Annotated in this window: 19 protein-coding genes; 8 read left to right on the plus strand and 11 right to left on the minus strand. The window is 66.5% G+C overall.

Annotated elements, in window-relative coordinates:
• Nucleotides 1-57: 57 nt before the first annotated feature.
• The 6 genes from etfA to gbcA all read right to left on the minus strand — a co-directional run bounded on the left by etfA (nucleotide 58) and on the right by gbcA (nucleotide 9360).
• Nucleotides 58-1290, minus strand: coding sequence for an electron transfer flavoprotein subunit alpha (etfA, locus tag H681_RS24595; protein WP_015479610.1), 1233 nt, complete (start codon nucleotides 1288-1290; stop codon nucleotides 58-60).
• Nucleotides 1291-1432: 142 nt separating this feature from the next.
• The gene (gene dgcB / locus H681_RS24600; protein WP_015479611.1) at nucleotides 1433-3400 is read right to left on the minus strand and encodes a dimethylglycine demethylation protein DgcB; all 1968 of its coding nucleotides are present in this window, start codon (nucleotides 3398-3400) and stop codon (nucleotides 1433-1435) included.
• A gap of 190 nt (nucleotides 3401-3590) precedes the next feature.
• Nucleotides 3591-5651: a dimethylglycine demethylation protein DgcA gene (gene dgcA / locus H681_RS24605; protein WP_015479612.1), complete on the minus strand. Its 2061-nt coding sequence runs from the start codon at nucleotides 5649-5651 to the stop codon at nucleotides 3591-3593.
• Between the two features lie 92 nt (nucleotides 5652-5743).
• The gene (locus H681_RS24610) at nucleotides 5744-6274 is read right to left on the minus strand and encodes a 4-vinyl reductase (RefSeq protein ID WP_015479613.1); all 531 of its coding nucleotides are present in this window, start codon (nucleotides 6272-6274) and stop codon (nucleotides 5744-5746) included.
• Between the two features lie 126 nt (nucleotides 6275-6400).
• Nucleotides 6401-7378, minus strand: coding sequence for a dipeptidase (locus H681_RS24615; RefSeq protein WP_015479614.1), 978 nt, complete (start codon nucleotides 7376-7378; stop codon nucleotides 6401-6403).
• 692 nt (nucleotides 7379-8070) lie between these two features.
• Nucleotides 8071-9360 (minus strand): glycine-betaine demethylase subunit GbcA, encoded by a 1290-nt coding sequence (gbcA, locus tag H681_RS24620; RefSeq protein WP_015479615.1) that lies wholly within the window; start codon nucleotides 9358-9360, stop codon nucleotides 8071-8073.
• Nucleotides 9361-9788: 428 nt separating this feature from the next.
• Between gbcA and gbcB the strand changes: the two genes are divergently transcribed.
• Nucleotides 9789-10892: a glycine-betaine demethylase subunit GbcB gene (gene gbcB / locus H681_RS24625; protein WP_015479616.1), complete on the plus strand. Its 1104-nt coding sequence runs from the start codon at nucleotides 9789-9791 to the stop codon at nucleotides 10890-10892.
• Between the two features lie 235 nt (nucleotides 10893-11127).
• Here gbcB and fusA read toward each other — a convergent pair whose 3' ends face one another.
• Nucleotides 11128-13176 carry an elongation factor G gene (gene fusA, locus H681_RS24630; protein ID WP_015479617.1) on the minus strand — a complete coding sequence of 683 codons (2049 nt, stop codon included), beginning with the start codon at nucleotides 13174-13176 and terminating at the stop codon, nucleotides 11128-11130.
• Nucleotides 13177-14101: 925 nt separating this feature from the next.
• Here fusA and H681_RS24635 point away from each other — a divergent pair.
• Complete coding sequence (locus H681_RS24635; RefSeq protein ID WP_015479618.1) at nucleotides 14102-14419, plus strand: heavy metal-binding domain-containing protein; 318 nt, start codon at nucleotides 14102-14104, stop codon at nucleotides 14417-14419.
• 267 nt (nucleotides 14420-14686) lie between these two features.
• On the opposite strand, the gene H681_RS24640 is transcribed toward H681_RS24635, so the two are convergent.
• The 4 genes from H681_RS24640 to H681_RS26165 form a co-directional block, all read right to left on the minus strand.
• A complete protein-coding gene (locus tag H681_RS24640) occupies nucleotides 14687-15733 on the minus strand; it encodes a threonine aldolase family protein (protein ID WP_015479619.1) in 1047 nt (348 codons plus the stop codon).
• A gap of 107 nt (nucleotides 15734-15840) precedes the next feature.
• Entirely contained in the window at nucleotides 15841-16521 is a 681-nt protein-coding gene (locus tag H681_RS24645; RefSeq protein ID WP_041712272.1) for a hypothetical protein, read from the minus strand.
• 62 nt (nucleotides 16522-16583) lie between these two features.
• Complete coding sequence (locus tag H681_RS24650) at nucleotides 16584-17102, minus strand: hypothetical protein (protein WP_015479621.1); 519 nt, start codon at nucleotides 17100-17102, stop codon at nucleotides 16584-16586.
• Complete coding sequence (locus H681_RS26165; RefSeq protein WP_015479622.1) at nucleotides 17083-18231, minus strand: PAAR domain-containing protein; 1149 nt, start codon at nucleotides 18229-18231, stop codon at nucleotides 17083-17085. Before H681_RS26165 ends, H681_RS24650 begins: the two co-directional genes overlap by 20 nt.
• Before the next feature lie 267 nt (nucleotides 18232-18498).
• On the opposite strand from H681_RS26165, the gene glyA reads away from it, so the two are divergent.
• From glyA to H681_RS24690, 6 genes are all read left to right on the plus strand, one after another.
• On the plus strand, nucleotides 18499-19752 hold the full coding sequence (gene glyA, locus H681_RS24665) for a serine hydroxymethyltransferase (RefSeq protein WP_015479623.1): 1254 nt from the start codon (nucleotides 18499-18501) through the stop codon (nucleotides 19750-19752).
• A gap of 136 nt (nucleotides 19753-19888) precedes the next feature.
• Complete coding sequence (locus tag H681_RS24670) at nucleotides 19889-21139, plus strand: sarcosine oxidase subunit beta (RefSeq protein ID WP_015479624.1); 1251 nt, start codon at nucleotides 19889-19891, stop codon at nucleotides 21137-21139.
• Between the two features lie 12 nt (nucleotides 21140-21151).
• Nucleotides 21152-21481, plus strand: a complete 330-nt coding sequence (locus H681_RS24675; RefSeq protein ID WP_015479625.1) for a sarcosine oxidase subunit delta — start codon at nucleotides 21152-21154, stop codon at nucleotides 21479-21481.
• Nucleotides 21482-24502: a sarcosine oxidase subunit alpha gene (locus H681_RS24680; protein ID WP_015479626.1), complete on the plus strand. Its 3021-nt coding sequence runs from the start codon at nucleotides 21482-21484 to the stop codon at nucleotides 24500-24502.
• Nucleotides 24503-24687: 185 nt separating this feature from the next.
• On the plus strand, nucleotides 24688-25323 hold the full coding sequence (locus H681_RS24685) for a sarcosine oxidase subunit gamma (RefSeq protein ID WP_015479627.1): 636 nt from the start codon (nucleotides 24688-24690) through the stop codon (nucleotides 25321-25323).
• A 110-nt stretch (nucleotides 25324-25433) separates the two neighbouring features.
• A complete protein-coding gene (locus H681_RS24690; RefSeq protein WP_015479628.1) occupies nucleotides 25434-26291 on the plus strand; it encodes a formyltetrahydrofolate deformylase in 858 nt (285 codons plus the stop codon).
• The last annotated feature ends 49 nt before the right edge of the window (nucleotides 26292-26340 follow it).

Here is a 26340-nt window from a genome sequence, read left to right on the forward strand (position 1 = left end):
AGCGTTTGGCCCAGCAGGTTCGCGAGCAAGCTCGCTCCTACAGGGGACGTTGCACTGCTATGCCGCATCGCGCGCCGCTCCATTGCGATATTCCTCGGCCAGACGGATCAGCGCCTGGAGGATCGCCGACGAGTCGCCGATCACCGAGAGATCGGCGCGCTTGATCATGTCGCAGCCCGGGTCCATGTTGATCGCCACGACCTTGTCGCAGGAACCGATGCCCTGCAGGTGCTGGATCGCGCCGGAGATGCCGACGGCGAGATAGACCCGCGCGGTGACCCAGGTGCCGGTGGCGCCAACCTGGCGGGCGCGCGGCATGTGGCCGTCGTCCACCGCCACGCGGGAAGCCCCTTCGGTGGCGCCGAGGGCGACGGCGGCACTGTGGAACAGGCTCCAGTCCTTCACGCCATTGCCGCCGGAGAGGATGAACTCCGCCTCGGCCATGGGAATCTGCGCCGGGTCCACGGCCACCGGGCCGAGGTCTTCGATACGCGGGAGGTTGCGCGCGACGCTGGAGTCCAACTCGACTGCGCGGGCTTCATGGCGGGTCTCGCTGACCGGTTCGGCGCACTCCGCTGCGGCCAGGATCAGCCGCGGCAGCTCGCGGTGCAGGTCCTGCTGGCCAGCACCGGCACGGCCGACGCAGCGCTCGCCTTCGGCCTGCCAGACGCGGGTCGCCGGGCGCTCGCCAAGGCTTGCCGCCAGGCGCCGGCCCAGTTCGCCGCCACCGCTGCGACTGTCGGGCAGCAGCCAGTGGCGCGGGGCGAACTGGCTGTTGACCGAGCGTAGCGCCAGCACCCGTTGTTCCGGGGCGTAGCCGTCGTATTCGTTGCCGCCGATCTGCAGCAGGCGGTCGACGCCAGCGGTATCGAAGGCGGATTCCTTGTGTTCGCCGAAGATCACCGCCAGCACCGCGCCGTCGCTGCCGGCGAGCTTGCGGGCCAGGCCCAGCAGGTCGCGGTCGTGGCTGGAGAGGCGGCCGCCGACCATGTCCGGCACCACGGCAATCAGGAACGCCGGTTGCTCGATCGTCACCAGCGGCAGCTGCACCACTTCCGGCGCGCTGCTGCGCTTGCCGCCGGTCCCCTGCTGGCCACCGGAGCGGTCGATGCGCTTGACGCCATTGGGGCCGATGAAGCCGACTGCGTGGGGGTTCTTGCGCACCACACCGTTGGGCCCCATCCAGCGGGTTTCACCCCCCTGGGCCGATTGCATGGCCGCGTGCAGCGGGTGCAGGCGGTTGCGGGCGATCCACTCGGCACGCGGGTCGCGGCGGATGATGTCGCTCATGACTGGACCTCCAGCGCGAAGGTGCTTTTCGTAGGAGCGAGGGGGACGCCCTCGTTATTGCTCGCGAACGGATCAGCACCGAAGTTTGGGCGGTTCGCGAGCAAGCTCGCTCCTACAGGTTCAGGTCTGTGCAATGAGTTCATCAGTGCACCTCCGCCATTTCGTCACGCTTGGCCAGCGACGGCTTTTTTGCCGGCACCTCGGTGGCCTCGATCAGCACGTCGGCGACCAGTTCGGCGATGTCCTTGATCTCCGGGCGCGGGGCGACCACGCCTTCGAGCATCGCGGTGCACTGCGGGCAACCCACGGCCACCAGCTCCGCGCCGGTCGACTGGATGTCGACCATGCGCATGTCCGGAATCCGCTGCTTGCCGGGAATGTCGGTGATCGGCGCGCCGCCGCCACCGCCGCAGCAGCGCGAGCGGAAGCCGGAGCGTTGCATCTCCTTCACCTCGATGCCGATGGCCTTGAGCACAGCGCGCGGGGCTTCGTATTCGCCGTTGTAGCGGCCCAGGTAGCATGGGTCGTGGTAGGTCACGCTGCCGCCCTTGTGCTCCCCTAGGTTCAACGAGCCGGCCTCGACCAGCTCGTTGATGAAGGTGCTGTGGTGCAGGACCTCGTAGTTGCCGCCCAGCGCGCCGTACTCGTTCTTCAGCACGTGGAAGCTGTGCGGGTCGCAGCTGACGATCTTCTTGAAGCGGTACTGCGCCATGCTCGTGATGTTGCGCTTGGCGAGGGTCTGGAAGGTTGCCTCGTCACCCAGACGGCGAGCCACGTCACCGCTGTCGCGTTCTTCCAGGCCGAGCACGGCGAAGTCGACGTTGGCCGCGCGCATGACCTTCACGAAGGCGCGCAGGGTGCGCTGGTTGCGCATGTCGAAGGCGCCGTCGCCAACCCAGAACAGCACGTCGGCCTGCTTCTTCTCGCTCAGCAGCGGCAGGTTCAGATCCGCCGCCCAGTTCAGCCGGCCGCCGGGGGCGAAACCGCCGGGGTTGTCGGTGGCGATCAGGTTTTCCAGCACCTCGGCGCCCTTGTTCGGGGTCGCGCCCTTCTCCAGGGTGAGGTGGCGGCGCATGTCGACGATGGCATCGACGTGCTCGATCATCATCGGGCATTCCTCGACGCAGGCGCGGCAGGTAGTGCAGGACCAGAGGGTCTCGGCATCCACCAGCGCCTTGCCGTCCAGCGAGACGATCGGCTGGTGCGGGCCGCCGCTGTGTTCACCTAACGGTTTGCCGGGGTAAGGGCTACCGGCGAAGTTGGCGTCGTTGCCGCCGGCCAGGCCGATGACCATGTCCTGGATGAGCTTCTTCGGGTTCAGCGGCTGGCCGGCGGCGAAGGCCGGGCACATGGCCTCGCACTTGCCGCACTGCACGCAGGCGTCGAAGCCGAGGAGCTGGTTCCAGGTGAAGTCGGTGGGTTTCTCGACGCCCAGGGGTGCCATCGGGTCTTGCAGGTCCAGCGGCTTGAGACCGGTGGAGCGGCCTCCTCCGAAGCGTTCGGCGCGGCGGTGCCAGGCCAGGTGCAGGGCGCCGGCGAAGGCGTGCTTCATCGGGCCGCCCCAGGTCATGCCGAAGAACAGCTCGGACACGCCCCAGGCCACGCCCACCGCGAGAATCGTCGCGAGGAACCATCCACCAAAGCCTTCGGGCAGGATGCCGGCCACCGGCAGGGTGGCGATGAAGAAGCTCGCGGAGAACATCAGCAGGCTTTTCGGCAGGCGCATCCACGGGCCTTTCGATAGCCGTGACGGCGGGTCGAGGCGTCGTTTGGCGACGAACAGCGCGCCGCCGAACATCAACGCGGTGGCCGCCAGCAGGGCGAAGCCAAGAACCCGGCTGTGCAGGCCGAAGCCGTGCACGACGATGGCCAGCAGCGCGGCGAGAACGAAGCCGCCGGCAGTCGCCACGTGGGTCCTGGACATGTACTTGTCGCGCTCGACCACATGGTGCAGGTCCACCAGGTAGCGGCGCGGCATCTTCATGAGGCCGCCGATCCAGTCGACCTGGGCGGGCCGGCCACGGCGCCACATCGAGAAGCGCTTCACAGCACCCAGCACGGCGAGGCCGAGGGCGGTGAAGAGCAGGATGGGGAGGATGATGTTGAGCATTTCTGGTCTCCCTACGGGACCTCAGGTCGGCAGCGGGCTCGTCCCCTCTCCCTCCGGGAGAGGGTTAGGGTGAGGGTGTTCCCAGCCACACATCGGCGCGACCTGTTCCACCCTCACCCCCCGCCCTCTCCCAGAGGGAGAGGGGGCCGTCCGTGCCTGCCGGACATTTCAAACCCTCATGGGGCGTGCCTTAGAAGTCCTTGCACAGACGCAGCGCGTCATAGATCGCGGCGTGGGTGTTGCGCTGGGCCACGCAGTCGCCGATGCGGAACAGCAGGTAGCCGTCGCCCGGTTCGGAGAGGCACGGCTGCGGCTTGATCGCGAACAGCGCCTCGACGTCGATCTGGCCCTTGTTGCGCGAGCCCTGCTTGAGTGCGTAGTACAGCGTCTCGTCCGGACGCACGCCGTTCTCCACGACGATCTGGTCGACCACCCGCTCTTCTTTCGCGCCGGTGTATTCGTTTTCCAGCACCGCCACCAGCTTGTCGCCCTCGCGGTAGACCTTCTCCAGCATCAGGTCGCCGGACATGATCACTTCCTTGGGGTACATGCTGCGGTAGTAGGTCGGGAAGGTGGTGCCGCCGATGGCCACGCCCGGCTTGATGTCGTCGGTGACGATCTCGACCTGGGCGCCCTTGTCGGCGAGGAAGTCCGCCACCGACATGCCGCTGAACTCGCAGATGGTGTCGTAGACCAGCACGTTCTTGCCCGGCGCGACCTTGCCGTCGAGCACGTCCCAGCTGCTGACCACCAGCCCGTCGGCGGCGCCCCAGTGCTCGTTCTGCTCGAGGAACGGATGGCCGCCGTTGGCCAGCACCACCACGTCGGGGCGCAGGTCGAGGATGGTGTCGGCGTCCGCACCGGTGCCCAGGCGCAGGTCGACGTTCAGGCGCGCCAGCTCCAGCTGGTACCAGCGGGTGATGCCGGCGATCTGGTCGCGCTGCGGGGCTTTCGAGGCGGTGGTGATCTGCCCGCCCAGCTGATCCTTCTTCTCGAACAGGGTGACGTCATGGCCACGCTCGGCCGCGACGCGCGCCGCTTCCATGCCGGCCGGGCCGCCACCGACGACGACGACCTTGCGCTTCACGCCGGTGGTCTTCTCGATGATGTGCGGCACGCCCATGTATTCACGGGAGGTGGCGGCGTTCTGGATGCACAGCACGTCCAGGCCCTGGTACTGGCGGTCGATGCAGTAGTTGGCGCCGACGCACTGCTTGATCTGGTCGACCTGGCCCATCTTGATCTTGGCGATCAGGTGCGGGTCGGCGATGTGCGCGCGGGTCATGCCGACCATGTCCACGTAGCCGCCTTCGAGGATGCGCGTGGCCTGGTTCGGGTCCTTGATGTTCTGCGCGTGCAGCACCGGCACGTTGACCACTTCCTTGATACCGGCGGCCAGGTGCAGGAACGGCTCCGGCGGGTAGGTCATGTTCGGGATGACGTTGGCCAGGGTGTTGTGGGTGTCGCAGCCCGAGCCGACCACGCCGATGAAGTCGATCATGCCGGTGTCGCTGTAGTACTTGGCGATCTGCTTCATGTCGTCGTGGGTGAGGCCGTCCGGGTGGAACTCGTCGCCGCAGATGCGCATGCCGACGCAGAAGTCGTCGCCGACCTCCTTGCGCACGGCCTTGAGCACTTCCAGGCCGAACTTCATGCGGCCTTCGAAGGAGCCGCCCCACTCGTCGGTACGCTTGTTGACGCGCGGGCTCCAGAACTGGTCGATCATGTGCTGGTGCACGGCGGACAGCTCGACGCCGTCCAGGCCGCCTTCCTTCGCCCGGCGTGCCGCCTGGGCGTAGTTGCCGATCACGCGCCAGATCTCTTCCGGCTCGATGGTCTTGCAGGTGGCGCGGTGCACGGGCTCGCGGATGCCGGACGGCGACATCAGGGTCGGCCAGTTGAAGCCGTCCCAACGCGAGCGACGGCCCATGTGGGTAATCTGGATCATGATCTTGGCCCCATGCTTGTGCATGGCGTCGGCCAGGTTCTGGAAGTGCGGGATGATGCGGTCGGTGGAGAGGTTCACCGAGCTCCACCATTCCTGCGGGCTGTCGATGGCGACCACGGAGGAACCGCCGCAGATGGCCAGGCCGATGCCGCCCTTGGCCTTCTCCTCGTAGTACTTCACGTAGCGCTCGGTGGTCATGCCGCCATCGGTGGCGTAGACCTCGGCGTGGGCGGTGGAGAGCACGCGGTTGCGGATGGTCAGCTTGCCGATCTGGATCGGCTGGAACATTGCCTCGAAAGCCATTGCGGCATCCTCACGGGATCAGAGGTTTCTTGTTGTCTGGCGGCCCTGCGGGCCGCTGGTTCGCGAGCAAGCTCGCTCCTACACGAGGAAGGTCAGAGCGGTTTGACGACGAACAGGCCGTCGTCGTGGCCTTCCTCGGCGCCGCTGTAGACCTGTTCGGCGACGGTGCGGATGTCGCTGCCGCGGGCCTGGAGGATCTGGTCCATGGCGCCGGCGAACCAGCCGGTGAACATGTAGTCGACCTTGCGGTTTACCTTGCCGTAGACGTAGACGAAGGCCGAATGCTTCAGGCGCACCTGGGCAGTGCCCTTGTCGAGGTCGATCTGCTCGATCTGGAACAGGCCCCAGCCGCGCTGGGACAGGCGCTTCATGTAGTGCTCGAAGACTTCCACGCCGACCAGGCCGTGGCACTCGGCTTCTTTCTCGCACCAGTGCCAGGCGGACTTGTAGCCGGCCTTGTAGAGGATTTCGGCATAGCGCTCGGCGCCCAGCTCTTCCTCGATGCCCATGTGGTTGTTGACGAAGAAGTGCCGCGGTACGTAGAGCATCGGCAGGGCATCGGTGGTCCAGACGCCGGTTTCGCTGTCGACTTCGATGGGCAGTTCGGGGGCGTGTTTGGCCATGAGGTTTCGCTCCAATTCTTTTGGCTCCCTCTCCCTTGGGGAGAGGGTTGGGGTGAGGGGATCTACGGGTGAGCGCGGCAGGCCCTCACCCCGGCCCTCTCCCGGAGGGAGAGGGGGAAAAGCGGATTACTCGCCCCAGACTTCGCCGAGGATGCGCACCCAGTTCTCGCCCATGACCTTGCGCACCACGCGCTCGGGCATGCCGCGCTTGAGCAGGGTCTCGGTGAGGTTGGGGAATTCGCCCACGGTGCGGATGCCCAGCGGGTTGACGATCTTCCCGAAGCTGGTGAGGCGGCGGGCGTAACCCTTGTCGTGGGTCAGCCACTCGAAGAAGTCCTGGCCGTGGCCCTGGGTGAAGTCGGTGCCGATGCCGATGGCGTCCTCGCCGACGATGTTCATCACGTACTCGATGGCTTCGGCGTAGTCGTCGATGGTCGAGTCGATGCCCTTGGCGAGGAACGGCGCGAACATGGTCACGCCGACGAAGCCGCCGTGGTCGGCGATGAACTTCAGCTCGGCGTCGGACTTGTTGCGTGGGTGCTCTTTGAGGCCGGACGGCAGGCAGTGGGAGTAGGTGACGGGCTTTTTCGACTCGAGGATGACTTCCTCGGAGGTCTTCGAGCCGACGTGGGACAGGTCGCACATGATGCCGACGCGATTCATCTCCGCGACGATCTCGCGGCCGAAGCCGGAGAGGCCGCCGTCGCGCTCGTAGCAGCCGGTACCGACCAGGTTCTGGGTGTTGTAGCACATCTGCACGATGCCCACGCCCAGCTGCTTGAACACCTCGACGTAGCCCAGTTGGTCCTCGAACGCATGGGCGTTCTGGAAGCCGAAGAGAATGCCGGTCTTGCCCTGTTCCTTGGCCTTGCGGATGTCGTTGGTGGTACGCACCTGCAGCACCAGGTCGCTGTTGTCGCGGATCAGCTTGCTGCTGGAGACGATGTTGTTCACCGTCGCCTGGAAACCTTCCCACACCGACACGGTGCAGTTCGCGGCGGTCAGGCCGCCCTTGCGCATGTCTTCGAACAGCTCGCGGTTCCATTTGGCGATGATCAGGCCATCGATGACGATGCTGTCGGCGTGAAGTTCGGCTGGGCTCATCTTGGCGTCTCTCTTATCGGGGTCGGCTTATCGGGGCCGGCTGGTCAGGCAAGGCTTGTCAGGCTTGGCGCGGCGGGTTTTTCCCCGACGCTTTGCAGGCAGGATATCCCTGCACCCCGAGGCGACCCGCTTCGAAAACGACCAGGGTCATACCGAAAGCGTCAAGCCGGCGACATGGGCGACAGCGTTTGCGTCGCAGTGGGGAAAACCGGGCTGGAAACGAAGGGTTGTGGGTGTCGCTGCGCCTGCACCTGTAGGAGCGAGCTTGCTCGCGAACCGCACCCTGCCGCTGTTTCGCCACAGGAGGCTCCCTAGCGCCGTAGGATGGATAACGCGCAGCGTTATCCACCGCGATGGGTATCGCTTCGCTCCAAAACGCAGCGCTTCCTGAGCTTTCCCAGGGGAGCCTCCGGCGCGCAGAGCCCCGTCAGGAGGCCGAGTGGGGGTATTGCGCGAGAGAACTAAGTCCGCGATCCGCCGGCAGGGCCAGCGCCAGGCCGGTTCGCGAGCAAGCTCGCTCCTACAGGGAAGCGGAACGCGTCAGCGGCTTCAGCGCTTGCGCCAGCAGGCGAAGAGGTTCCACGCCACCAGGCCGGTGACGAAGGCGGAGCTGCTGTAGAAGAGCATGGCGTCCACGTGGATTCCTCCGAACGACAACGCCCCCGGAAGCGGGGGCGCTGGGTGGGCAGGGGTTACTTCTCGGCGACCAGGCGGGCGTGGGCGGATTCCTCGCCCAGGTTGTTCAGCAGCCGCTCGCTGTACCAGTCGAGGAAGTTGATCACGCCAAACTCGTAGGTCTTGGAGTACGGCCCCGGCTGGTAGGCGGTGGAGTTGATCCCGCGCTGGTTCTCTTCGGCCAGCCGGCGGTCCTGGTCGTTGGTGGCGTCCCACACTTCGCGCAGGCGCGCCACGTCATAGTCGACGCCCTCCACCGCGTCCTTGTGCACCAGCCACTTGGTGGTGACCACGGTTTCCTGGGCGCTGATCGGCCACACGGTGAAGACGATCAGGTGGTCGCCCATGCAGTGGTTCCACGAGTGCGGCAGGTGCAGGATGCGCATGGAGCCCAGGTCCGGGTTCTTGATGCGACCCATCAGCTTCTTCGAGCCCTGCTTGCCGTCCATCGTCATGGACACGGTGCCGTCGAGCAGCGGCATGCGCACGATGCGGTTGCGCAGGCCGAAGCTTTCGTGGGCGTAGGGGATCTTCTCCTCGTCCCAGGCCCTGGTGCAGGCGGCGACCTGATCCTTGAACGCCTGACTGGCGCGCGGGTCGGTGACATCGTCCCACTCCAGCAGGGTCTTGAGCAGTTCGGGGTGCGAGCCGTTGCAGTGGTAGCACTCGCGGTTGTTCTCGAGCACCAGCTTCCAGTTGGCCGCTTCGCGGATCGTGGTCTGCACCGCGACCTTGGCGTTCTCCATGTCGTACGGCTCCATGTAGTGCTCGAGCGTCCGCAGGAAGTCGTCGATGGCCGGCGGATTCTCCGCCAGCGAAATGAAGATGTAGCCGCCGGCGGTCTTCACGTTCACCGGTTTCAGGCTGTAGTCCTGCATGTCGAAGTCGGCGCCCATTTCGGTGCCGGCGAACAGCAGGCGGCCGTCCAGTTCGTAGGTCCACTGGTGATAGGGGCAGACCAGCTTGGCGACCTTGCCCTTGTCGCTGACGCACAGGCGCGAGCCACGGTGGCGGCAGACGTTGTGGAAGGCGTGGATCTGCCCTTCCGCGCCGCGCAGGACGATGACCGGGTTGTCGCCGATCTGCAGGGTGAGAAAGCTGCCCTTGGTCGGAATCTCGCAGGTCATGCCGGCAATCAGCCACTCCTTGTGGAAGATCTCCTGCATGTCGATCTGGAACAGGCGCTCGTCGTTATAGAAGGGCTGCGGCAGCGAGAAGCTGTGGTCGCGGCTCTGCAGCATCTCGGCGGTGGCCTTGCGGGCCGGCTCCAGCGGATCGCCCAGACTCAGGGTAGTGGTGACGTCCATCGGTAGGTCCTCATGCCGCAGCCTCGACGGGCCGCCGGCGGAAATAAGTGGCTGATACGGTTGCCACGCAGGGCGGGTTCGCGGCGGGTGCCAGGCGCGCCGAGTGCGCCGTTTCCCGCCGTCTCGCTCAACCTTGGGGGTTGCTCGGCATGGAGCTGAGTGTGGGGCCGCACCCCGGGATTACCCTTATCCATGGGCGACACGGCCAGATCATTTCCCGACGCGCAACCGCACGTGCCAGGCGGCAGGTCGCGATAAGCATGCAAATGTCGCTGGCAGGTAAATGCAGCGGGCATCGTCGTGCACACAATCCGCCCCATCAGGCATGCCGAAAGGCCCCGTGACCTGTGCGTCGAGCGCGACGCGCACACCGGGCCCCGGCGCTGCCCCATCAGGCCCAGCACGGTCCGCGTGCGCGGAGAGACAGCATGTCGACGAACACCTTCCTCAATCCGGTCAACACCCAGACCTGGGCCAACGGCCGCCACCTGGTGCGCTGCGTCAAGGCCATCCAGGAAACCTGGGATGTGCGCACCTTCTGCTTCATGGCCGACGCGCCGATCATGTTCTTCTTCAAGCCCGGGCAGTTCGTCACCCTGGAACTGGAGATCGACGGTGTGCCGATCATGCGTTCCTACACCATCTCCAGCTCGCCCTCGGTGCCCTACAGCTTCTCCATCACCATCAAGCGCGTGCCCGGCGGCAAGGTCTCCAACTGGCTGCACGACAACCTCAAGGAAGGCGACCAGCTCCCGGTGCACGGGCCGGTGGGCAACTTCAACGCCATCGACTTCCCGGCCGAGAAGGTGCTGTTCCTCTCCGGCGGCGTCGGCATCACTCCGGTGATGTCCATGTCGCGCTGGTTCTTCGACACCAACGGCAACGTCGACATGGTCTTCGTACACAGCGCGCGCACGCCCAAGGACATCATCTATCACCGCGAGCTGGAGCACATGAACTCGCGGATCAACAACTTCAAGCTGCACCTGATCTGCGAGAAGTACGAGATGGGCGAGTCCTGGGCCGGCTACCGGGGCTTCCTGACCAAGGCGATGCTGCAGCTGATGGCGCCGGACTTCCTCGAGCGCGAGGTGTTCTGCTGCGGTCCGACGCCCTACATGCACGCGGTCAGGCGCCTGCTCGAAGCCGAGGGCTACGACATGTCGCGCTACCACGAGGAGGCCTTCGGCCCGACCCCGCCGGAAGTCCGCGCCGACGTGAAGGAACTGGCCGCCGAAGCCGCCGAGGCGCCGGCCGTGCCCCTGGCCGAGCAGAACCTCGTGGAATTCTGCGAGACCGGCAAGAGCATCCGCGTGGCGCCGGGCGAGACCGTCCACGCCGCCGCCGCGCAGCTCGGCCTGCACATTCCCAAGGCCTGCGGCATGGGCATCTGCGGCACCTGCAAGGTGATGAAGCGCGCAGGCGAAGTGGAGATGGAGCACAACGGCGGGATCACCGACGAGGACGTCGCCGAAGGCTACATCCTGTCCTGCTGCAGCGTGCCCAAGGGCGACGTGGTGATTGAGTACTGATCACAGCCTGCCCCCACCTGCCGCACACGTTACCCACTGAGTTATCCACAGACCAAGGGTGTCCCGGCGCAAGGCCGGAGACACCTCTGGCCGAACCTGATGGCCGCTCCGATCCCGCCTGCAACCCGCATGCCACTTGGCTTTTCCCTTCCCGCCGGGGTCAGCCGCAACGGGCGCGCAACCGCACGGCCGGAGCGCCTTTCGCGCCCCGGCTGCGACAACTATCCACATTGCTTCAATCTTCTTCCGGCGTCGCCTTGTAGCCGCTGGACAGGCGCTGCTGCACATCCTGCGGCACTGCGCTGTAGTGACTGGGCGAGAGGTCGTAGAGGCCCTGCCCGGCGGTGATCGACTTGAGCCGGTTGGCGTAGCCCTCCAGCTCCGCCAGCGGCACCTGGCCACGAATCAGCGCGACATGGGTCGACAGCGACTCGGTGCCCATCACCTGGCCACGCCGTCCCGTCAGGTCGGCGGTGATGTCGCCCAGGCGCGTATCCGGCGCGGTCACCTCGATGCTCACCACCGGCTCCAGGACGATCCCGCCGGCGTTGCGCAGCGCATCGAGCATCGCCTTGCGCCCGGCGGCCTGGAAGGCGATGTCCTTGGAATCCACCGAATGGCTCTTGCCGTCATAGACGGTGACCCTGACGTCGGCCACCGGGAACCCCGCCAGCGGCCCCGCCGCCAGCGCCGAACGCACGCCCTTCTCCACCGACACGATGAACTGGCCGGGAATCACCCCGCCCTTGACCGCATCGATGAACTCGAACCCGCCGCCACGCGGCAACGGCTCCACCCGCAGGAACACCTCGCCGAACTGCCCGGCGCCGCCGGTCTGCTTCTTGTGCCGGCTGTGCCCCTCGGCCATGCGCGTGGCGGTTTCCCGGTACGGCACGCTGGGCGCGCGGGTCTGCACCTCCAGCTTGTACTGGCCGGACATGCGTTCGAGCAGGTAGCGCAGGTGCATCTCACCCATGCCGCGCAGCACGGTTTCCTGGGTCGAGGCGTTGTAGTCCAGGCGCACGCAGGGGTCTTCGGCCTGCAGGCGCTGGAGGATTTCCGCCAGGCGCTGCTCGTCGCCCCGGCGGCTGGCCTCGATCGCCAGGCCCTGCATGGGCGTGGGGAAATTCAGCGGCGTGAGGCGGATATGGTCTTCGTCGTGGGAGTCGTGCAGCACCACGCCGTACTCCAGCTCGTCGACCTTGGTCAGGGCGCCGAAGTCGCCGGGAATCAGGTGCGACACCTCTTCATGCTTCTTGCCCTGCAGGCGCAGCAGGTGGCCGACCTTGAACGCCTTGCGGCCATCGCCGGCGAACAGTTGCATGTCCCGTTGCAGCGTGCCCTGGTGCACGCGGAACACCGCCAGGCGGCCGACGAAGGGGTCGATCACGACCTTGAACACATGGGCCAGGACGTGGCCCTTGGGGTCCGGCACGGAATGGAAACCCTCCACCGCACCGCTCTCGTCGGTGCGCACGAACAGCGGCGGATTGCCCTCGGCGGGATTGGGCGCCAGCCGCGCCAGCACATTCAGCAGCTCCGCGATGCCCGCGCCGGTGCGCGCCGAGACGAAGCACAACGGAATCAGATGGCCCTCGCGCAGCGCCCGCTCGAACGGTTCGTGCAGCGCTTCGGGCACCACCTCGCCCTCCTCCAGGTAGTGCGCCATCAGCGCCTCGTCGATCTCCACCACCTGGTCCACCAGCGCCTGGTGCGCCTCGGCCACGGAGGAGAAGTCCGCCTCGCCGTCGGGCTCGAAGAAACAGTCCACCACCCGCGCGCCGCCCTCCGCCGGCAGGTTCAGCGGCAGGACCTCCTTGCCGAACGCCTCGCGCAGATCCGCCAGCAAGGCCGGCAGGTCCACGCGCTCGGCGTCGATCTTGTTCACCACCAGCATCCGGCACAGGCCGCGCTCGCCCGCCCAGTCCATCATCCGCCGGGTGGTCAGTTCGATACCGTTCTGTGCATTGACCACCACCAGGGCGGTTTCCACCGCCGCCAGCGCAGGCAGTGCGTGACCGATGAAATCGGGATAGCCGGGCGTATCGATCAGGCGGACGTGCGCGCCTTCATGCTCGAAATGCACCAGGGCGGCGGCCAGCGAGTGATGGTATTCGCGCTCCAGGGGATCGGAGTCGCAGGCAGTGTCGCCGCGCTCCAGCGAGCCCATGCTGGTGATCGCGCCGCAACCCTGCAGCAGCGCTTCCGCGAGCAGCGTCTTGCCGCTGTCGCCGTGGCCGACCAGGGCGACCGTGCGGATCTGTTCCACCGAGTAACTGGACATGCTGATCTCCCGCCCCCAGGGTTCCTGCCACGCAGTTCATGGATTATAGGCAGTCACCTCCGGCGCCCGTGGACGAAAATTGACCAGCGCCACGCAACCCAGTGACCATCGCGGCTACAGCCATCCATCCACAACCCGCCCACACCTTCCCGGCAGAACGCTGCACAGCCAATGTGGAAAACACCGCATGAAATTCGCCGGAAGCCAGAATCCATCGGACATTCGGCGATTGATCAAAAAATGACCTGGACTGACGGATCCGCGCCCGGCGAGGCTTCCGGCGATCTGGGTACAGGTTGTCCACACCTTCTGCGAGATTCGCCCCACAGGCACTGTGGAAAGTTTCACGCGGGCCTCGAGGTCAGGGAAAAGCCCCTGTGGATCAGTCAGTTGCGCCGAAGCCTGGTCATTATTCGATCAAGGCCGCGCAGGCCTCGCCAAATGCTCCTTCGGCGATGTTTTCCACAGGAGGCTCACAAGAGGGTCAACATAAACCGGGGATAGCGCTGGAAACTTCATGCACAGAAATTCCACCACAATCGATACACAGGCCCACAAGTGATTGAAAAGACTGGATTGATCAGAAAATAGCCAGCTTCAGGAAAGCCCCGCGCCATCAGCTCCACAGGCACCTCCCAACAGTTTTTCCACAGGTTGGACAAGCCTGCCTCCACAGCCGCTGTGGAGATCTCCACAACACCCTGACCAACACTTGAAAGCCACGAACTACGGGCGTCCCATGAAAATGATCGGTGATTTTCCGCTGTTCATGAAAGTGCCTCGCCGCCGTCATTTTCCACCAGCTTATCCACAGCTTTATCACAAGATTGCAGCGGATTTTCGCCAAACGCTGAAACACAGCCGGAACGGTCTCTCGTGGGGTGAGGAGCTATGCTGGATTTCCCCCAGCAGAGGAGCCAGTCCCATGATCCTGACCACCACACCGACCATCGAGGGCAAGACCATCCAGGAATACCGCGGCATCGTGGTGGGCGAGGCGATCCTCGGCGCCAACGTGTTCCGCGACCTGTTCGCCGGACTGCGCGACATCATCGGCGGCCGCTCCGGCGCCTACGAGAAGGAACTGGGTCGCGCGCGGGAGATCGCCTTCGAAGAGCTGCGGGAGCGCGCGGAAGAACTGGGCGCCAACGCGGTGGTCGGCATCGACCTGGATTACGAAGTGGTGGGGCAGAACGGCAGCATGCTGATGGTCAGCGTGAGCGGGACCGCGGTGCGGGTGTAGAAACAACGGTCTTTGGCAGGCCCGCAGGATGGCGTGTAGGAGCGAGCTTGCTCGCGAACATCCGTGGCTTCACTTCACACCGTGGGATGAAGCGGGATTCGGCTCGCGAGCAAGCTCGCTCCTACAAAAAGCCACGCCGTTCAAATTTCGTTCAACAACCTGCGCGCCGCTCCAACCGTGGCTTGCAGGCATCCATCCACAGGTTGGGGACAGCTTGCGCGAGCAACCGTCCCCAGCACCTGGGGACAACTCAGGCTCAGGCGCCCATTACCTTGCGCCCATCACCCGACGAATATCGGCCGCCAGCGCCTCGACACGGGCGATGTCGGTGTCCCAGGAACACATGAAGCGCGCGCCGCCGGCACCGATGAAGGTGTAGAAGCGCCAGCCCAGCTGACGCAGGGCTTCCAGCGCCGGCTCGGACATCTGCAGGAAGACCCCGTTGGCCTCGACCGGGAACATCAGGCTGACGCCCGGCACGTCCGCCACGCGTTCGGCCAGCAGGCGCGCGCACTGGTTGGCGTGGTTGGCATAGTGCAGCCAGGCGCCGTCCTGCAGCACGCCGACCCAGGGCGCGGCGAGGAAGCGCATCTTCGACGCCAGCTGGCCGGCCTGCTTGCAGCGGTAGTCGAAGCCTTCGGCCAGTTCGCGGTTGAAGAACAGGATGGCCTCGCCCACCGCCATGCCGTTCTTGGTGCCGCCAAAGCACAGCACCTCGACCCCGGACTTCCAGGTCAGCTCCGCTGGCGTGGCACCCAGCGAGGCGCAGGCATTGGAGAAGCGCGCGCCGTCCATGTGCAGGTGCAGGCCCAGCTCGCGACAGGTGGCGCTGAGCGCCTGCAGCTCGTCCGGGCGGTAGACGGTGCCGACCTCGGTGGCCTGGGTGATGGTGACCACGCGCGCCTTCGGGTAGTGGATGTCCTGGCGCTTGAGGGCGATCTCGCGGATCGCCTCGGAGGTCAGCTTGCCTTCGGCGTTGGTGCGCGCCAGCAGCAGCTTGGAGCCGTTGGAGAAGAACTCCGGCGCGCCACACTCGTCGGTCTCGACGTGGGCGGTCTCGGCGCAGATCACGCTGTGGTAGCTCTGGCACAACGACGCCAGGGCCAGGGAGTTGGCCGCGGTGCCGTTGAAGGCGAAGAACACCTCGCAGTCGGTCTCGAACAGCTCGCGGAAGTGATCGGAGGCGCGGGCGGTCCACTGGTCCTCGCCGTAGGCGCGCTCGTGGCCGCGGTTGGCTTCGGCCATCGCGGCCCAGGCTTCGGGGCAGATGCCGGAATAGTTGTCGCTGGCGAACTGTTGGGTGTTGTCGGTCATGGGACGGCCTCGAAAAACGTTGTACGTCTGGCAGCAGCGTAGCAACGGATAGTCACTCGCCGCCGGAGGGGCGCGGGGCCTCTCTGCGCGAGAGGCCAGGCGGTCGATCAGGGCAGCTTGGTCAGCGCCATCTGTTCGGAGATGGGCACGAAGAGTTCGCGCAGGGACTGGGCGGTGCCGCCGTTGGGCTTGTCCGGCGAGCTCATGTTGAGCACGTAGCGGCCCTTGATCAGGCCGGTGAGGGTCGCCTCGCCGGTCTTGTCGTCCGGCGCCGGCACGCTGATCGCCAGCGGGTCGCCCATGCGGGTGCTGTCGATCACCGGCAGGTACTGTTCGCCGCCGAACTGCGCGGCGGTGCCGTTCTGCAGCGCGGCCTGGCGCGCCTGGTTGAGCAGCGAGACGTTCTTGGCGGTGGTGTCGCGCAGCTTGGCCTGGGCGGCCTGGTACTGCTTGGCGGTCTCGCTCTGCGGATCGCTGCCGGGCGCCGGCATGCCGGTGTCGGTCAGGGTCACCACCAGGCGCTGGCTGCCGTCGGCCTTGCCGTAGACGATGGTGGCGTCGTCGTAGCCGCACTCGCGGGAGATGAAGGGATAGCCGTAGACGGCCTTGGCCGGGGGTAGGGCTTTCTCCAGCTCGTGGCCGCTGCAACTGTCGCCGGAAGGAGCGCTGGCGCTGGCGGAGTCGACGGCCACCGGGGCCTCGGCCTTGGCGGGTTTGCTGTCGTCACCGCAACCCTGCAGCGTCGCGGCGAGCAGCAGGGCGGACATCAGGGGAAGGGGGTGTTTCATGGCGTCCTCGCATTTCGTGAGACGCGCAGTTTATGCCTTCGCGGTGATTCTTTCCTATCGCCTCAGGGCACGCACTGCCATTGGCCGGCGCTCTCCACGAAGCGCGCTTCGCCGACTCGCCAGCCCTCACCGCCGCGCTCCAGGCAGAAGCGCTTGTAGAACCACGCCCGCCGACGCTTCTGGTCACCCGCCAGCAGGTACACCTCGTACATGCCTGCCTGCAACGGCTGCGCCGGGGTGCTGGTCACGAAGTCTGCCGGCAGGCGCCCGTAGCCGATGCACTGATCTGCCACCAGGCGCAGGCCGGCGCCAGGCGTTCCGGGCGGCACGCTTTGCGCCCAGGTTTCCTTCGCGTCGCGGAGCACGGACACCGAGTGCAGCGTGACGACGTTGTCGGCGACCTTCGTCGAGCCTGAGAACAGACCGCCCACCTCATAGGTGCCGGTCGCACCGACGCAGAGCTGTTCGCCGTTCATCCATACCCGGGCCTCGCCGTCGTGGTGCCGGGAAGTCGCCTGTACGGAGCCGGCGAGTACGACGGCCAACAGGCCGCCCAGAAGCTCAGGGAAGCAGTGACGCATCTTTGGGGTTCCTCAGGAAATCGCTCAGGACCGCCTCGAACTCGGCGAGGCTGCGGACATTCCTGCCGCTTTCACTCATGACCGAGTTGCCGGTGGACCAGCTGAAATAGTCGGCAAGGATGTCGCCCTGCTGTTCCATGTTGAAGTCCTGCAACTTCGAGCCCGGCTTGAACTCGTAGACGTAAGGGTCGCCCAGCAGCCCCCACAAGGTGCCCGGATGCAGCAGCATGCCGTGCAGCCGCACCCAGTAGCCAAGCTGGTGCTGCCACACGTGCACCATCTCGTGCATGAACCAGTGGCGGTCGCGGGCATCCACGGAGAAGTCCGCCTTGTAGAAGTCCGGGTTGAAGTACATCTCCCCGTTGGGCGTCATCGCCGTGTTGTCGGGCTGCAGACCGAACGGCAGGTATTCCTCGTTGTGCACGCGCACCCGGGCGTAGTCCACCGAGTCCTTGAACAGGCTCTGCGCCATGCTCAGCTCGCCGCTGGTCAGCGGGCGCGACTTGTCGTCTTTCTGCACGGGCACGAGCGTCGCGCCCTGGGCTTGCGCCTTCGACGTCTGGACACCCGACACCGGCAGGGAAATACCCTGGCCCTGCGCCGGATCGTGCCGGGCGCAGCAGGCCGTGGCGATGGCGGGCGGCAGCAGGCGGAGGCTGGTGACGGCCATCTGCGTCGCCGAGCGGATGGGCTGCGTCGCGCCGGCGAGATCGGTCACGCCCGTGTGCACCGAGCCGTCCGCAAGCACGGCCTGGTACGGCAGGCTGGAATAGGGTTGGCCGTTGGCGGCGGAAAGCTGCAACTGGCAACTGAAGCCCACCGCGACAGGCAGCGGCGCGACGAACGGCGCCGGGCTGTGCTGGGTGCCGACCAGGACATCGCCCGAGCCGCTGATGATCGAGCCGCCGTGGGCGGTCGCGCTGCCCAGGAAGGCGATGGGCTGGCCGTCGACCAGAATGCTGCCGATACCTTCGGTCACGGCATCGCCGCAGGCGCTGCTGTCACCCACGCGCAACGCGGGCAGGCCGTTGATGATGACGCTGGGAGAGCCGGTGACGGTCGGGTTGACACCGTGTCCGGGCTTCGGACAGGCATCCTTGTCGCTGAGTCGTGCGGCGGGTTTGGACATGCGCGGAGTCCCTCCTGGATAGTGGCGGCTCCCCTCGGGGGCCATTCACGCCTTCCTGGCGTCCTGCCGCAATTCTGCCTGTCTGGAGCGGTCGTTTCCACAAACCGTCAACTTCCTCCCGCGGCGCCATGTCGCAAACGCACTCCCCCGTGGCGTACATAGGCATCTGGGGCGCAAGGGCCAGTCATACCATCGCTGCCAAGGGGCCTCATGCGGCCCGGCACCAGCCATTCCGGCGCGACTGTCGCGCCGCAGGGAGACGCAGCGATGTTCAGCAAGCACGACCAGATCCAGGGCTATGACGACGAACTGCTCGCGGCGATGGACGCCGAGGAAGCGCGCCAGGAGGACCACCTCGAGCTGATCGCTTCGGAGAACTACACCAGCAAGCGCGTCATGCAGGCCCAGGGCAGCGGGCTGACCAACAAGTACGCCGAAGGTTATCCGGGCAAGCGTTACTACGGTGGCTGCGAGCATGTGGATAAAGTCGAGCAACTGGCCATCGATCGCGCCAAGCAGCTGTTCGGCGCCGACTACGCCAACGTCCAGCCGCATTCGGGTTCCTCGGCCAACTCCGCGGTGTACCTGGCGCTGATCAATGCCGGCGACACCATCCTGGGCATGAGCCTGGCCCACGGCGGCCACCTGACCCACGGCGCCAAGGTGTCGTCCTCCGGCAAGCTGTACAACGCCGTGCAGTACGGCCTGAACACCGACACCGGGCTGATCGACTACGACGAAGTCGAGCGCCTGGCCGTGGAACACCAGCCGAAGATGATCGTCGCCGGCTTCTCCGCCTACTCCAAGACCCTCGACTTCCCGCGCTTCCGCGCCATCGCCGACAAGGTCGGGGCGCTGCTGTTCGTCGACATGGCCCACGTCGCCGGCCTGGTTGCCGCCGGCCTGTACCCGAACCCGCTGCCCTACGCCGACGTGGTCACCACCACCACCCACAAGACCCTGCGCGGTCCGCGCGGCGGCCTGATCCTGGCGAAATCCAACGAAGAGATCGAGAAGAAGCTCAATTCCGCCGTCTTCCCCGGCGCCCAGGGCGGCCCGCTGATGCACGTGATCGCCGCCAAGGCGGTGTGCTTCAAGGAAGCGCTGGAGCCCGGCTTCAAGGACTACCAGGCCCAGGTGATCAGGAACGCCCAGGCCATGGCTTCGGTGTTCATCGAGCGCGGCTACGACGTGGTCTCCGGTGGAACCGACAACCACCTGATGCTGATCAGCCTGGTGAAGCAGGGCCTGACCGGCAAGGAAGCGGACGCCGCCCTCGGCCGCGTCGGCATCACGGTGAACAAGAACGCCGTGCCGAACGATCCGCAGAGCCCGTTCGTCACCTCCGGCATCCGCATCGGCACCCCGGCGGTGACCACCCGTGGCCTGAAGGAAGAACAGTGCCGCGAGCTGGCCGGCTGGATCAGCGACGTGCTGGACCACCTGGGCGACGCCGACGTGGAGGCCAAGGTGGCCACCCAGGTCGCGGGCCTGTGCGCGGACTTCCCGGTCTACCGTTGAATTCCGGAGCGCTTTTGTAGGAGCGAGCTTGCTCGCGAACCAGCCCCGCCGCGAGGCCATTCGCGAGCAAGAGCTAGGCGCCCCCCCTCGGTCCTACGAAGAGCGGCACCGCGACTAGAGATTTCAGGAGCACCCCATGCAACGCTACTCCGGCTTCGGCCTGTTCAAGCACTCCCTGAGCCACCACGAGAACTGGCAACGCATGTGGCGCACGCCCACGCCCAAGCAGGTCTACGACGTGGTCATCGTCGGCGGCGGCGGGCACGGCCTGGCCACGGCCTACTACCTGGCCAAGGAGCACGGCATCACCAACGTCGCGGTGGTCGAGAAGGGCTGGCTGGGTGGCGGCAACACCGCGCGCAACACCACCATCGTGCGTTCCAACTACCTGTGGGACGAGTCGGCGCTGCTCTACGAACACGCCATGAAGCTGTGGGAAGGCCTGTCCCAGGACCTCAACTACAACGTCATGTTCTCCCAGCGCGGCGTCTACAACCTCTGCCACACTCTGCAGGACATGCGCGACGGCGAGCGCCGCGTGAGCGCCAACCGCCTGAACGGCGTGGACGGCGAACTGCTCAACGCGCAGCAGGTGGCGGAAGAGATCCCCTACCTGAACTGCACCAAGAGCGCCCGCTACCCGATCATGGGTTCCACCGTGCAGCGTCGCGGCGGCGTGGCCCGTCACGATGCCGTGGCCTGGGGCTTCGCCCGTGCCGCCGACGCCCTGGGCGTTGACCTGATCCAGCAGACCGAAGTGATCGGCTTCCGCAAGCAGGACGGCGTGGTGATCGGCGTCGAGACCAACCGCGGCTTCATCGGCGCCAAGCGCGTCGGCGTGGTCACCGCCGGCAACTCCGGGCACATGGCCAAGCTCGCCGGCTTCCGCCTGCCCATCGAATCGCACCCGCTGCAGGCGCTGGTTTCCGAGCCGCTCAAGCCGATCATCGACAGCGTGATCATGTCCAACGCCGTGCACGGCTACATCAGCCAGTCGGACAAGGGCGACCTGGTCATCGGCGCCGGCATCGACGGCTACAACGGCTACGGCCAGCGCGGCTCCTACCCGGTGATCGAGCACACCCTGCAGGCCATCGTCGAGATGTTCCCGGTGCTCTCGCGGGTACGCATGAACCGCCAGTGGGGCGGCATCGTCGACACCACCCCGGACGCCTGCCCGATCATCGGCAAGACCCCGGTGCAGAACCTGTTCTTCAACTGCGGCTGGGGAACCGGCGGCTTCAAGGCCACTCCCGGCTCGGGCAACGTCTTCGCCGCCACCCTCGCCAAGGGCGAGCCACATCCGCTGGCCGCGCCCTTCTCCATCGAGCGCTTCCACACCGGCGCACTGATCGACGAACACGGCGCCGCCGCCGTCGCACACTAAGAGGGCCCGACCATGCTGAATATCTTCTGCCCTCATTGCGGCGAGCTGCGTTCCGAAGAGGAATTCCACGCCAAGGGCCAGGCGCACATCCCGCGCCCGCTCGACCCGGCTGCCTGCACCGACGCCGAGTGGGGCGAGTACATGTTCTTCCGCGACAACCCGCGCGGCATCCACCACGAGCTGTGGGTGCACGCCGCCGGCTGCCGCCAGTACTTCAACGTCACCCGCCACACGGTGACCTACGAGATTCTCGAAACCTACAAGATCGGCGAGAAACCCAGCGTCACCGCCGCCGACTCCGAGAAGAAATCTGCCGTCCAGCCCGCCGTGGAGAAGGCCTAAATGAGCCAGATCAATCGCCTGTCCCGTGGCGGTCGCATCGACCGCAACAAGCCGCTCACCTTCAGCTTCAACGGCCAGAGCTACCAGGGCTTCGCCGGTGACACCCTGGCCGCCGCGCTGCTGGCCAACGGCGTCGACATCCTCGGCCGCAGCTTCAAGTACTCCCGCCCGCGCGGCATCGTCGCCGCCGGCGCCGAAGAGCCCAACGCCATCCTGCAGATCGGTTCGCGCGAAGCGACCCAGGTGCCCAACGTGCGCGCTACCCAGCAGGCGTTGTACAACGGCCTGGTGGCCAGCGCCACCAATGGTTGGCCGAACGTGCAGAACGACCTCATGGGGATCTTCGGCAAGGTCGGCGGCAAGATGATGCCGCCCGGCTTCTACTACAAGACCTTCATGTACCCGCAGTCCATGTGGCTGACCTACGAGAAGTACATCCGCAAGGCCGCAGGCCTGGGCCGCGCGCCCACCGAAGTGGATCCGGACAGCTACGACTGGATGAACCACCACGCCGACGTGCTGATCGTCGGTGCCGGCCCCGCCGGCCTGGCCGCCGCCCTGGCTGCCTCGCGCAGCGGCGCGCGGGTGATCCTCGCCGATGAACAGGAAGAGTTCGGCGGCAGCCTGCTCGACACCCGCGAAACCCTCGACGGCAAGCCCGCCGCGGAGTGGGTCGCCAAGGCCATCGCCGAGCTGGAAGGCAACCCGGACGTGATCCTGCTGCCGCGCTCCACCGTCAACGGCTACCACGACCACAACTTCCTCACCATCCACGAGCGCCGTACCGACCACCTGGGCGAAACCGCCCCGCTGGGCCAGGTGCGCATGCGCGTGCACCGCGTCCGCGCCAAGCGCGTGGTGCTGGCCGCCGGCGCCCACGAGCGTCCGCTGGTCTACGGCAACAACGACGTGCCGGGCAACATGCTCGCCGGCGCCGTCTCCACCTATGTACGCCGCTACGGCGTGGCGCCGGGCAAGAAACTGGTGCTGTCCACCAACAACGACTACGCCTACCGCGTCGCCCTGGACTGGCAGGAAGCCGGCCTGGAAGTGGTCGCCATCGCCGATGCGCGTCCCAATCCGCAGGGCCAGTGGGTCGAGGAAGCACGCAAGCGCGGCATGCGCGTCATCACCGGCAGCTCGGTGATCGAAGCCCGCGGCAGCAAGCGCGTGACCGGCGCCAAGGTGGCCTCCATCGATACCTTCCGCATGAAGGTCAACGCCCCGGGCGACTGGCTGGACTGCGACCTGATCGCCAGCTCCGGCGGCTACAGCCCGGTGGTGCACCTGGCTTCGCACCTGGGCGGCAAGCCGGAATGGCGTGAAGACATCCTCGCCTTCGTACCCGGCCTGGCCTTCCAGAAGCGCATCTGCGCCGGTGCGGTGAACGGCGTGTTCCGCCTCGCCGATGCCCTGGCCGACGGCTACCAGGCCGGCAGCCAGGCGGCAGTCGACGCCGGCTTCAAGGCCGTCGAAGGCGACCTGCCGGCCGCTTCCGAGCGTGTCGAGGAAGCCACCCTGGCGCTGTTCCAGGTGCCCCACGAGAAGCCCACCTCCCGTGCGCCCAAGCAGTTCGTCGATACCCAGAACGACGTCACCGCCGCCGCCATCGAACTGGCCTGCCGCGAGGGCTTCGAGTCCATCGAGCACGTCAAGCGCTACACCGCGCTGGGCTTCGGCACCGACCAGGGCAAGCTGGGCAACATCAACGGCCTGGCGATTGCCGCCCGCGCCCAGGGCAAGAGCATCGCCGACACCGGCACCACCATGTTCCGCCCGAACTACACCCCCGTAACCTTCGGCGCCGTCGCCGGCCGTCACTGCGGCCACCTGTTCGAACCGGTGCGCTTCACCGCCCTGCACGCCTGGCACGTGAAGAACGGCGCCGAGTTCGAGGACGTCGGCCAGTGGAAGCGCCCGTGGTACTTCCCCAAGCGCGGCGAAGACATGCACGCCGCCGTGGCCCGCGAGTGCCGCGCCGTACGTGAGTCGGTCGGCCTGCTGGACGCCTCGACCCTGGGCAAGATCGACATCCAGGGCCCGGACGCCCGCGAGTTCCTCAACCGCGTCTACACCAACGCCTGGACCAAGCTGGACGTGGGCAAGGCCCGCTACGGCCTGATGTGCAAGGAAGACGGCATGGTCTTCGACGATGGCGTCACCGCATGCCTGGCGGACAACCACTTCGTCATGACCACCACCACCGGCGGCGCGGCGCGCGTGCTGGAGTGGCTGGAGCTGTACCACCAGACCGAATGGCCGGAGCTGAAGGTGTACTTCACCTCGGTCACCGACCACTGGGCCACCCTCACCCTGTCCGGCCCCAACAGCCGCAAGCTGTTGGCCGAGGTCACCGACATCGACCTGGACAAGGACGCCTTCCCCTTCATGACCTGGAAGGAAGGCAAGGTCGCCGGCGTACCGGCGCGGGTGTTCCGCATCTCCTTCACCGGCGAGCTGTCCTACGAGGTGAACATCCAGGCCAACTACGCCATGGGTGTGCTGGAGGCCATCGTCGCCGCCGGCGCCAAGTACAACCTGACGCCGTACGGCACCGAGACCATGCACGTCCTGCGCGCCGAGAAGGGCTTCATCATCGTCGGCCAGGACACCGATGCCTCGGTCACCCCGGACGACCTGAACATGGGCTGGGCGGTGGGTCGCACCAAGCCGTTCTCCTGGATCGGCTGGCGTGGCATGAACCGCGCCGACTGCCAGCGCGAAGACCGCAAGCAGCTGGTCGGCCTCAAGCCCACCAACCCGATGGACCTGCTGCCCGAAGGCGCGCAACTGGTGTTCAACACCCAGCAGTCGATCCCGATGAACATGGTCGGCCACGTCACCTCCAGCTACATGAGCTCCACCCTCGGCTACAGCTTCGCGATGGCCGTGGTGAAGGGCGGGCTCAAGCGCATGGGCGAGAAGGTCTACGCCCCGCTGGCCGATGGCCGGGTGATCGAGGCGCAGATCTGCAGCTCGGTGTTCTACGACCCGAAAGGCGAACGGCAGAACGTGGATTGATGCGGCGTCGCCGGCCGCCCTCACCCTGCCCCTGGCTGCGCGCCCCGCTCCAAAGGGAGAGGGGACGGTTCGGAGCCGCCGGCGAGCACGACACTCACAGCACACTCAGCTCGGCCCCCTCTCCCTGCGGGAGAGGGCCGGGGTGAGGGGAAACAGGCGATAAGCGCCCCCAAGGTGAACAGAACATGAGCAAAGCCAATCTCTACCAGCAACGCCCCGCAGACGGCATCCAGGCCGAGTCGCCCCTGCACCACGCCGAGCTGGACAAGCTCGCCAACCGCAAGGTGGCCAACGCCGGCGTGACCCTGCGCGAGAAGAAATTCCTCGGCCACCTGACCCTGCGTGGCGACGCCCACGACCCGGCCTTCGCCGGCGGCGTGCACAAGGCCCTGGGCCTGGAGCTACCGGTAGCCCTGGGCCTGGTGGCCAAGGGCGACACCTCGCTGCAGTGGCTCGGCCCGGACGAGTGGCTGCTGATCGTCCCCGGCGGCGAGGAGTTCGCCGTCGAGCAGCGCCTGCGCGAAGCCCTCGGCGAGGACCTGCACTACTCGGTGATCAACGTCAGCGGCGGCCAGACCCTGCTGGAACTCGAAGGCGCCAAGGTCCGCGAAGTGCTGATGAAGTCCACCGGCTACGACGTGCACCCAAGCAACTTCCCGGTGGGCAAGGCGGTAGGCACCAACTTCGCCAAGTCCCAGCTGGTGATCCGCCATACCGGCGAGCACACCTGGGAGCTGGTGGTGCGCCGCAGCTTCTCCGACTACTTCTGGCTGTGGCTGCAGGACGCCTGCGCCGAGTACGGCCTGCAGGTGGCGGCGTAAGAAACGCTCTTCCCCCTCTCCCTCCGGGAGAGGGCCGGGGTGAGGGAGACCTCACTCCAACCTCTCCAGTGAGAGCCGCTCCAACGAGAGAAATGCTTCGGAGCCTGACCATGAGCCGCACCCCCGATACCTGGATCCTCACCGCCGACAGCCCGAGCCTGCTGGGAACGGTGGACGTGGTCACGCGCTACCTGTTCGAGCAGCGCTGCTATGTGACCGAGCACCACTCCTTCGACGACCGCCTGGCGCAGCGCTTCTTCATCCGCATCGAATTTCGCGCCGGCGACGGCTTCGACGAAGCGGCCTTCCGCGCCGGCCTCGCCGACCGCGTCTCGCCCTTCCAGATGAACGTCGAACTGACCCCGCCGGGCTACCGCAGCAAGGTGGTGATCATGGTCTCCAAGGCCGACCACTGCCTGAACGACCTGCTCTACCGCCAGCGCATCGGCCAGCTGCCGATGGACGTGGTGGCGGTGGTCTCCAACCACCCGGACCTGGAACCCCTGGCGCGCTGGCACGGCATCCCCTACCACCACTTCGCGCTCGACCCCAACGACAAGGGCGCGCAGGAGGCGAAGGTGTGGCAGGTGATCGAGGAGACCGGCGCCGAACTGGTGATCCTCGCCCGCTACATGCAGGTGCTATCCCCCGAGCTGTGCCGCCGCCTGGACGGCTGGGCGATCAACATCCACCACTCGCTGCTGCCCGGCTTCAAGGGCGCCAAGCCCTACCACCAGGCCTACCAGAAGGGTGTGAAGCTGGTCGGCGCCACCGCCCACTACATCAACAACGACCTCGACGAGGGCCCGATCATCGCCCAGGGCGTCGAGCCGGTGGACCACGCCCACTACCCCGAGGACCTGATCGCCAAGGGCCGCGACGTGGAGTGCCTGACCCTGGCGAAAGCCGTGGGCTACCACATCGAGAAACGCGTGTTCCTGAACGCCAACCGGACGGTGGTTTTGTAGGAGCGAGCTTGCTCGCGAACCCATTCACGCAACGCAGCCGGCTGAGGCC

This window comes from Pseudomonas sp. ATCC 13867, from assembly GCF_000349845.1.
GTDB lineage: Bacteria > Pseudomonadota > Gammaproteobacteria > Pseudomonadales > Pseudomonadaceae > Pseudomonas.

Bases quoted from the DNA above. Each gene is read 5' to 3' on its own strand.
- etfA (WP_015479610.1), bottom strand. From the start codon at position 1,290: ATGAGCGACATCATCCGCCGCGACCCGCGTGCCGAGTGGATCGCCCGC.
- dgcB (WP_015479611.1), bottom strand. From the start codon at position 3,400: ATGCTCAACATCATCCTCCCCATCCTGCTCTTCACCGCCCTCGGCCTC.
- dgcA (WP_015479612.1), bottom strand. From the start codon at position 5,651: ATGGCTTTCGAGGCAATGTTCCAGCCGATCCAGATCGGCAAGCTGACC.
- H681_RS24610 (WP_015479613.1), bottom strand. From the start codon at position 6,274: ATGGCCAAACACGCCCCCGAACTGCCCATCGAAGTCGACAGCGAAACC.
- H681_RS24615 (WP_015479614.1), bottom strand. From the start codon at position 7,378: ATGAGCCCAGCCGAACTTCACGCCGACAGCATCGTCATCGATGGCCTG.
- gbcA (WP_015479615.1), bottom strand. From the start codon at position 9,360: ATGGACGTCACCACTACCCTGAGTCTGGGCGATCCGCTGGAGCCGGCC.
- gbcB (WP_015479616.1), top strand. From the start codon at position 9,789: ATGTCGACGAACACCTTCCTCAATCCGGTCAACACCCAGACCTGGGCC.
- fusA (WP_015479617.1), bottom strand. From the start codon at position 13,176: ATGTCCAGTTACTCGGTGGAACAGATCCGCACGGTCGCCCTGGTCGGC.
- H681_RS24635 (WP_015479618.1), top strand. From the start codon at position 14,102: ATGATCCTGACCACCACACCGACCATCGAGGGCAAGACCATCCAGGAA.
- H681_RS24640 (WP_015479619.1), bottom strand. From the start codon at position 15,733: ATGACCGACAACACCCAACAGTTCGCCAGCGACAACTATTCCGGCATC.
- H681_RS24645 (WP_041712272.1), bottom strand. From the start codon at position 16,521: ATGAAACACCCCCTTCCCCTGATGTCCGCCCTGCTGCTCGCCGCGACG.
- H681_RS24650 (WP_015479621.1), bottom strand. From the start codon at position 17,102: ATGCGTCACTGCTTCCCTGAGCTTCTGGGCGGCCTGTTGGCCGTCGTA.
- H681_RS26165 (WP_015479622.1), bottom strand. From the start codon at position 18,231: ATGTCCAAACCCGCCGCACGACTCAGCGACAAGGATGCCTGTCCGAAG.
- glyA (WP_015479623.1), top strand. From the start codon at position 18,499: ATGTTCAGCAAGCACGACCAGATCCAGGGCTATGACGACGAACTGCTC.
- H681_RS24670 (WP_015479624.1), top strand. From the start codon at position 19,889: ATGCAACGCTACTCCGGCTTCGGCCTGTTCAAGCACTCCCTGAGCCAC.
- H681_RS24675 (WP_015479625.1), top strand. From the start codon at position 21,152: ATGCTGAATATCTTCTGCCCTCATTGCGGCGAGCTGCGTTCCGAAGAG.
- H681_RS24680 (WP_015479626.1), top strand. From the start codon at position 21,482: ATGAGCCAGATCAATCGCCTGTCCCGTGGCGGTCGCATCGACCGCAAC.
- H681_RS24685 (WP_015479627.1), top strand. From the start codon at position 24,688: ATGAGCAAAGCCAATCTCTACCAGCAACGCCCCGCAGACGGCATCCAG.
- H681_RS24690 (WP_015479628.1), top strand. From the start codon at position 25,434: ATGAGCCGCACCCCCGATACCTGGATCCTCACCGCCGACAGCCCGAGC.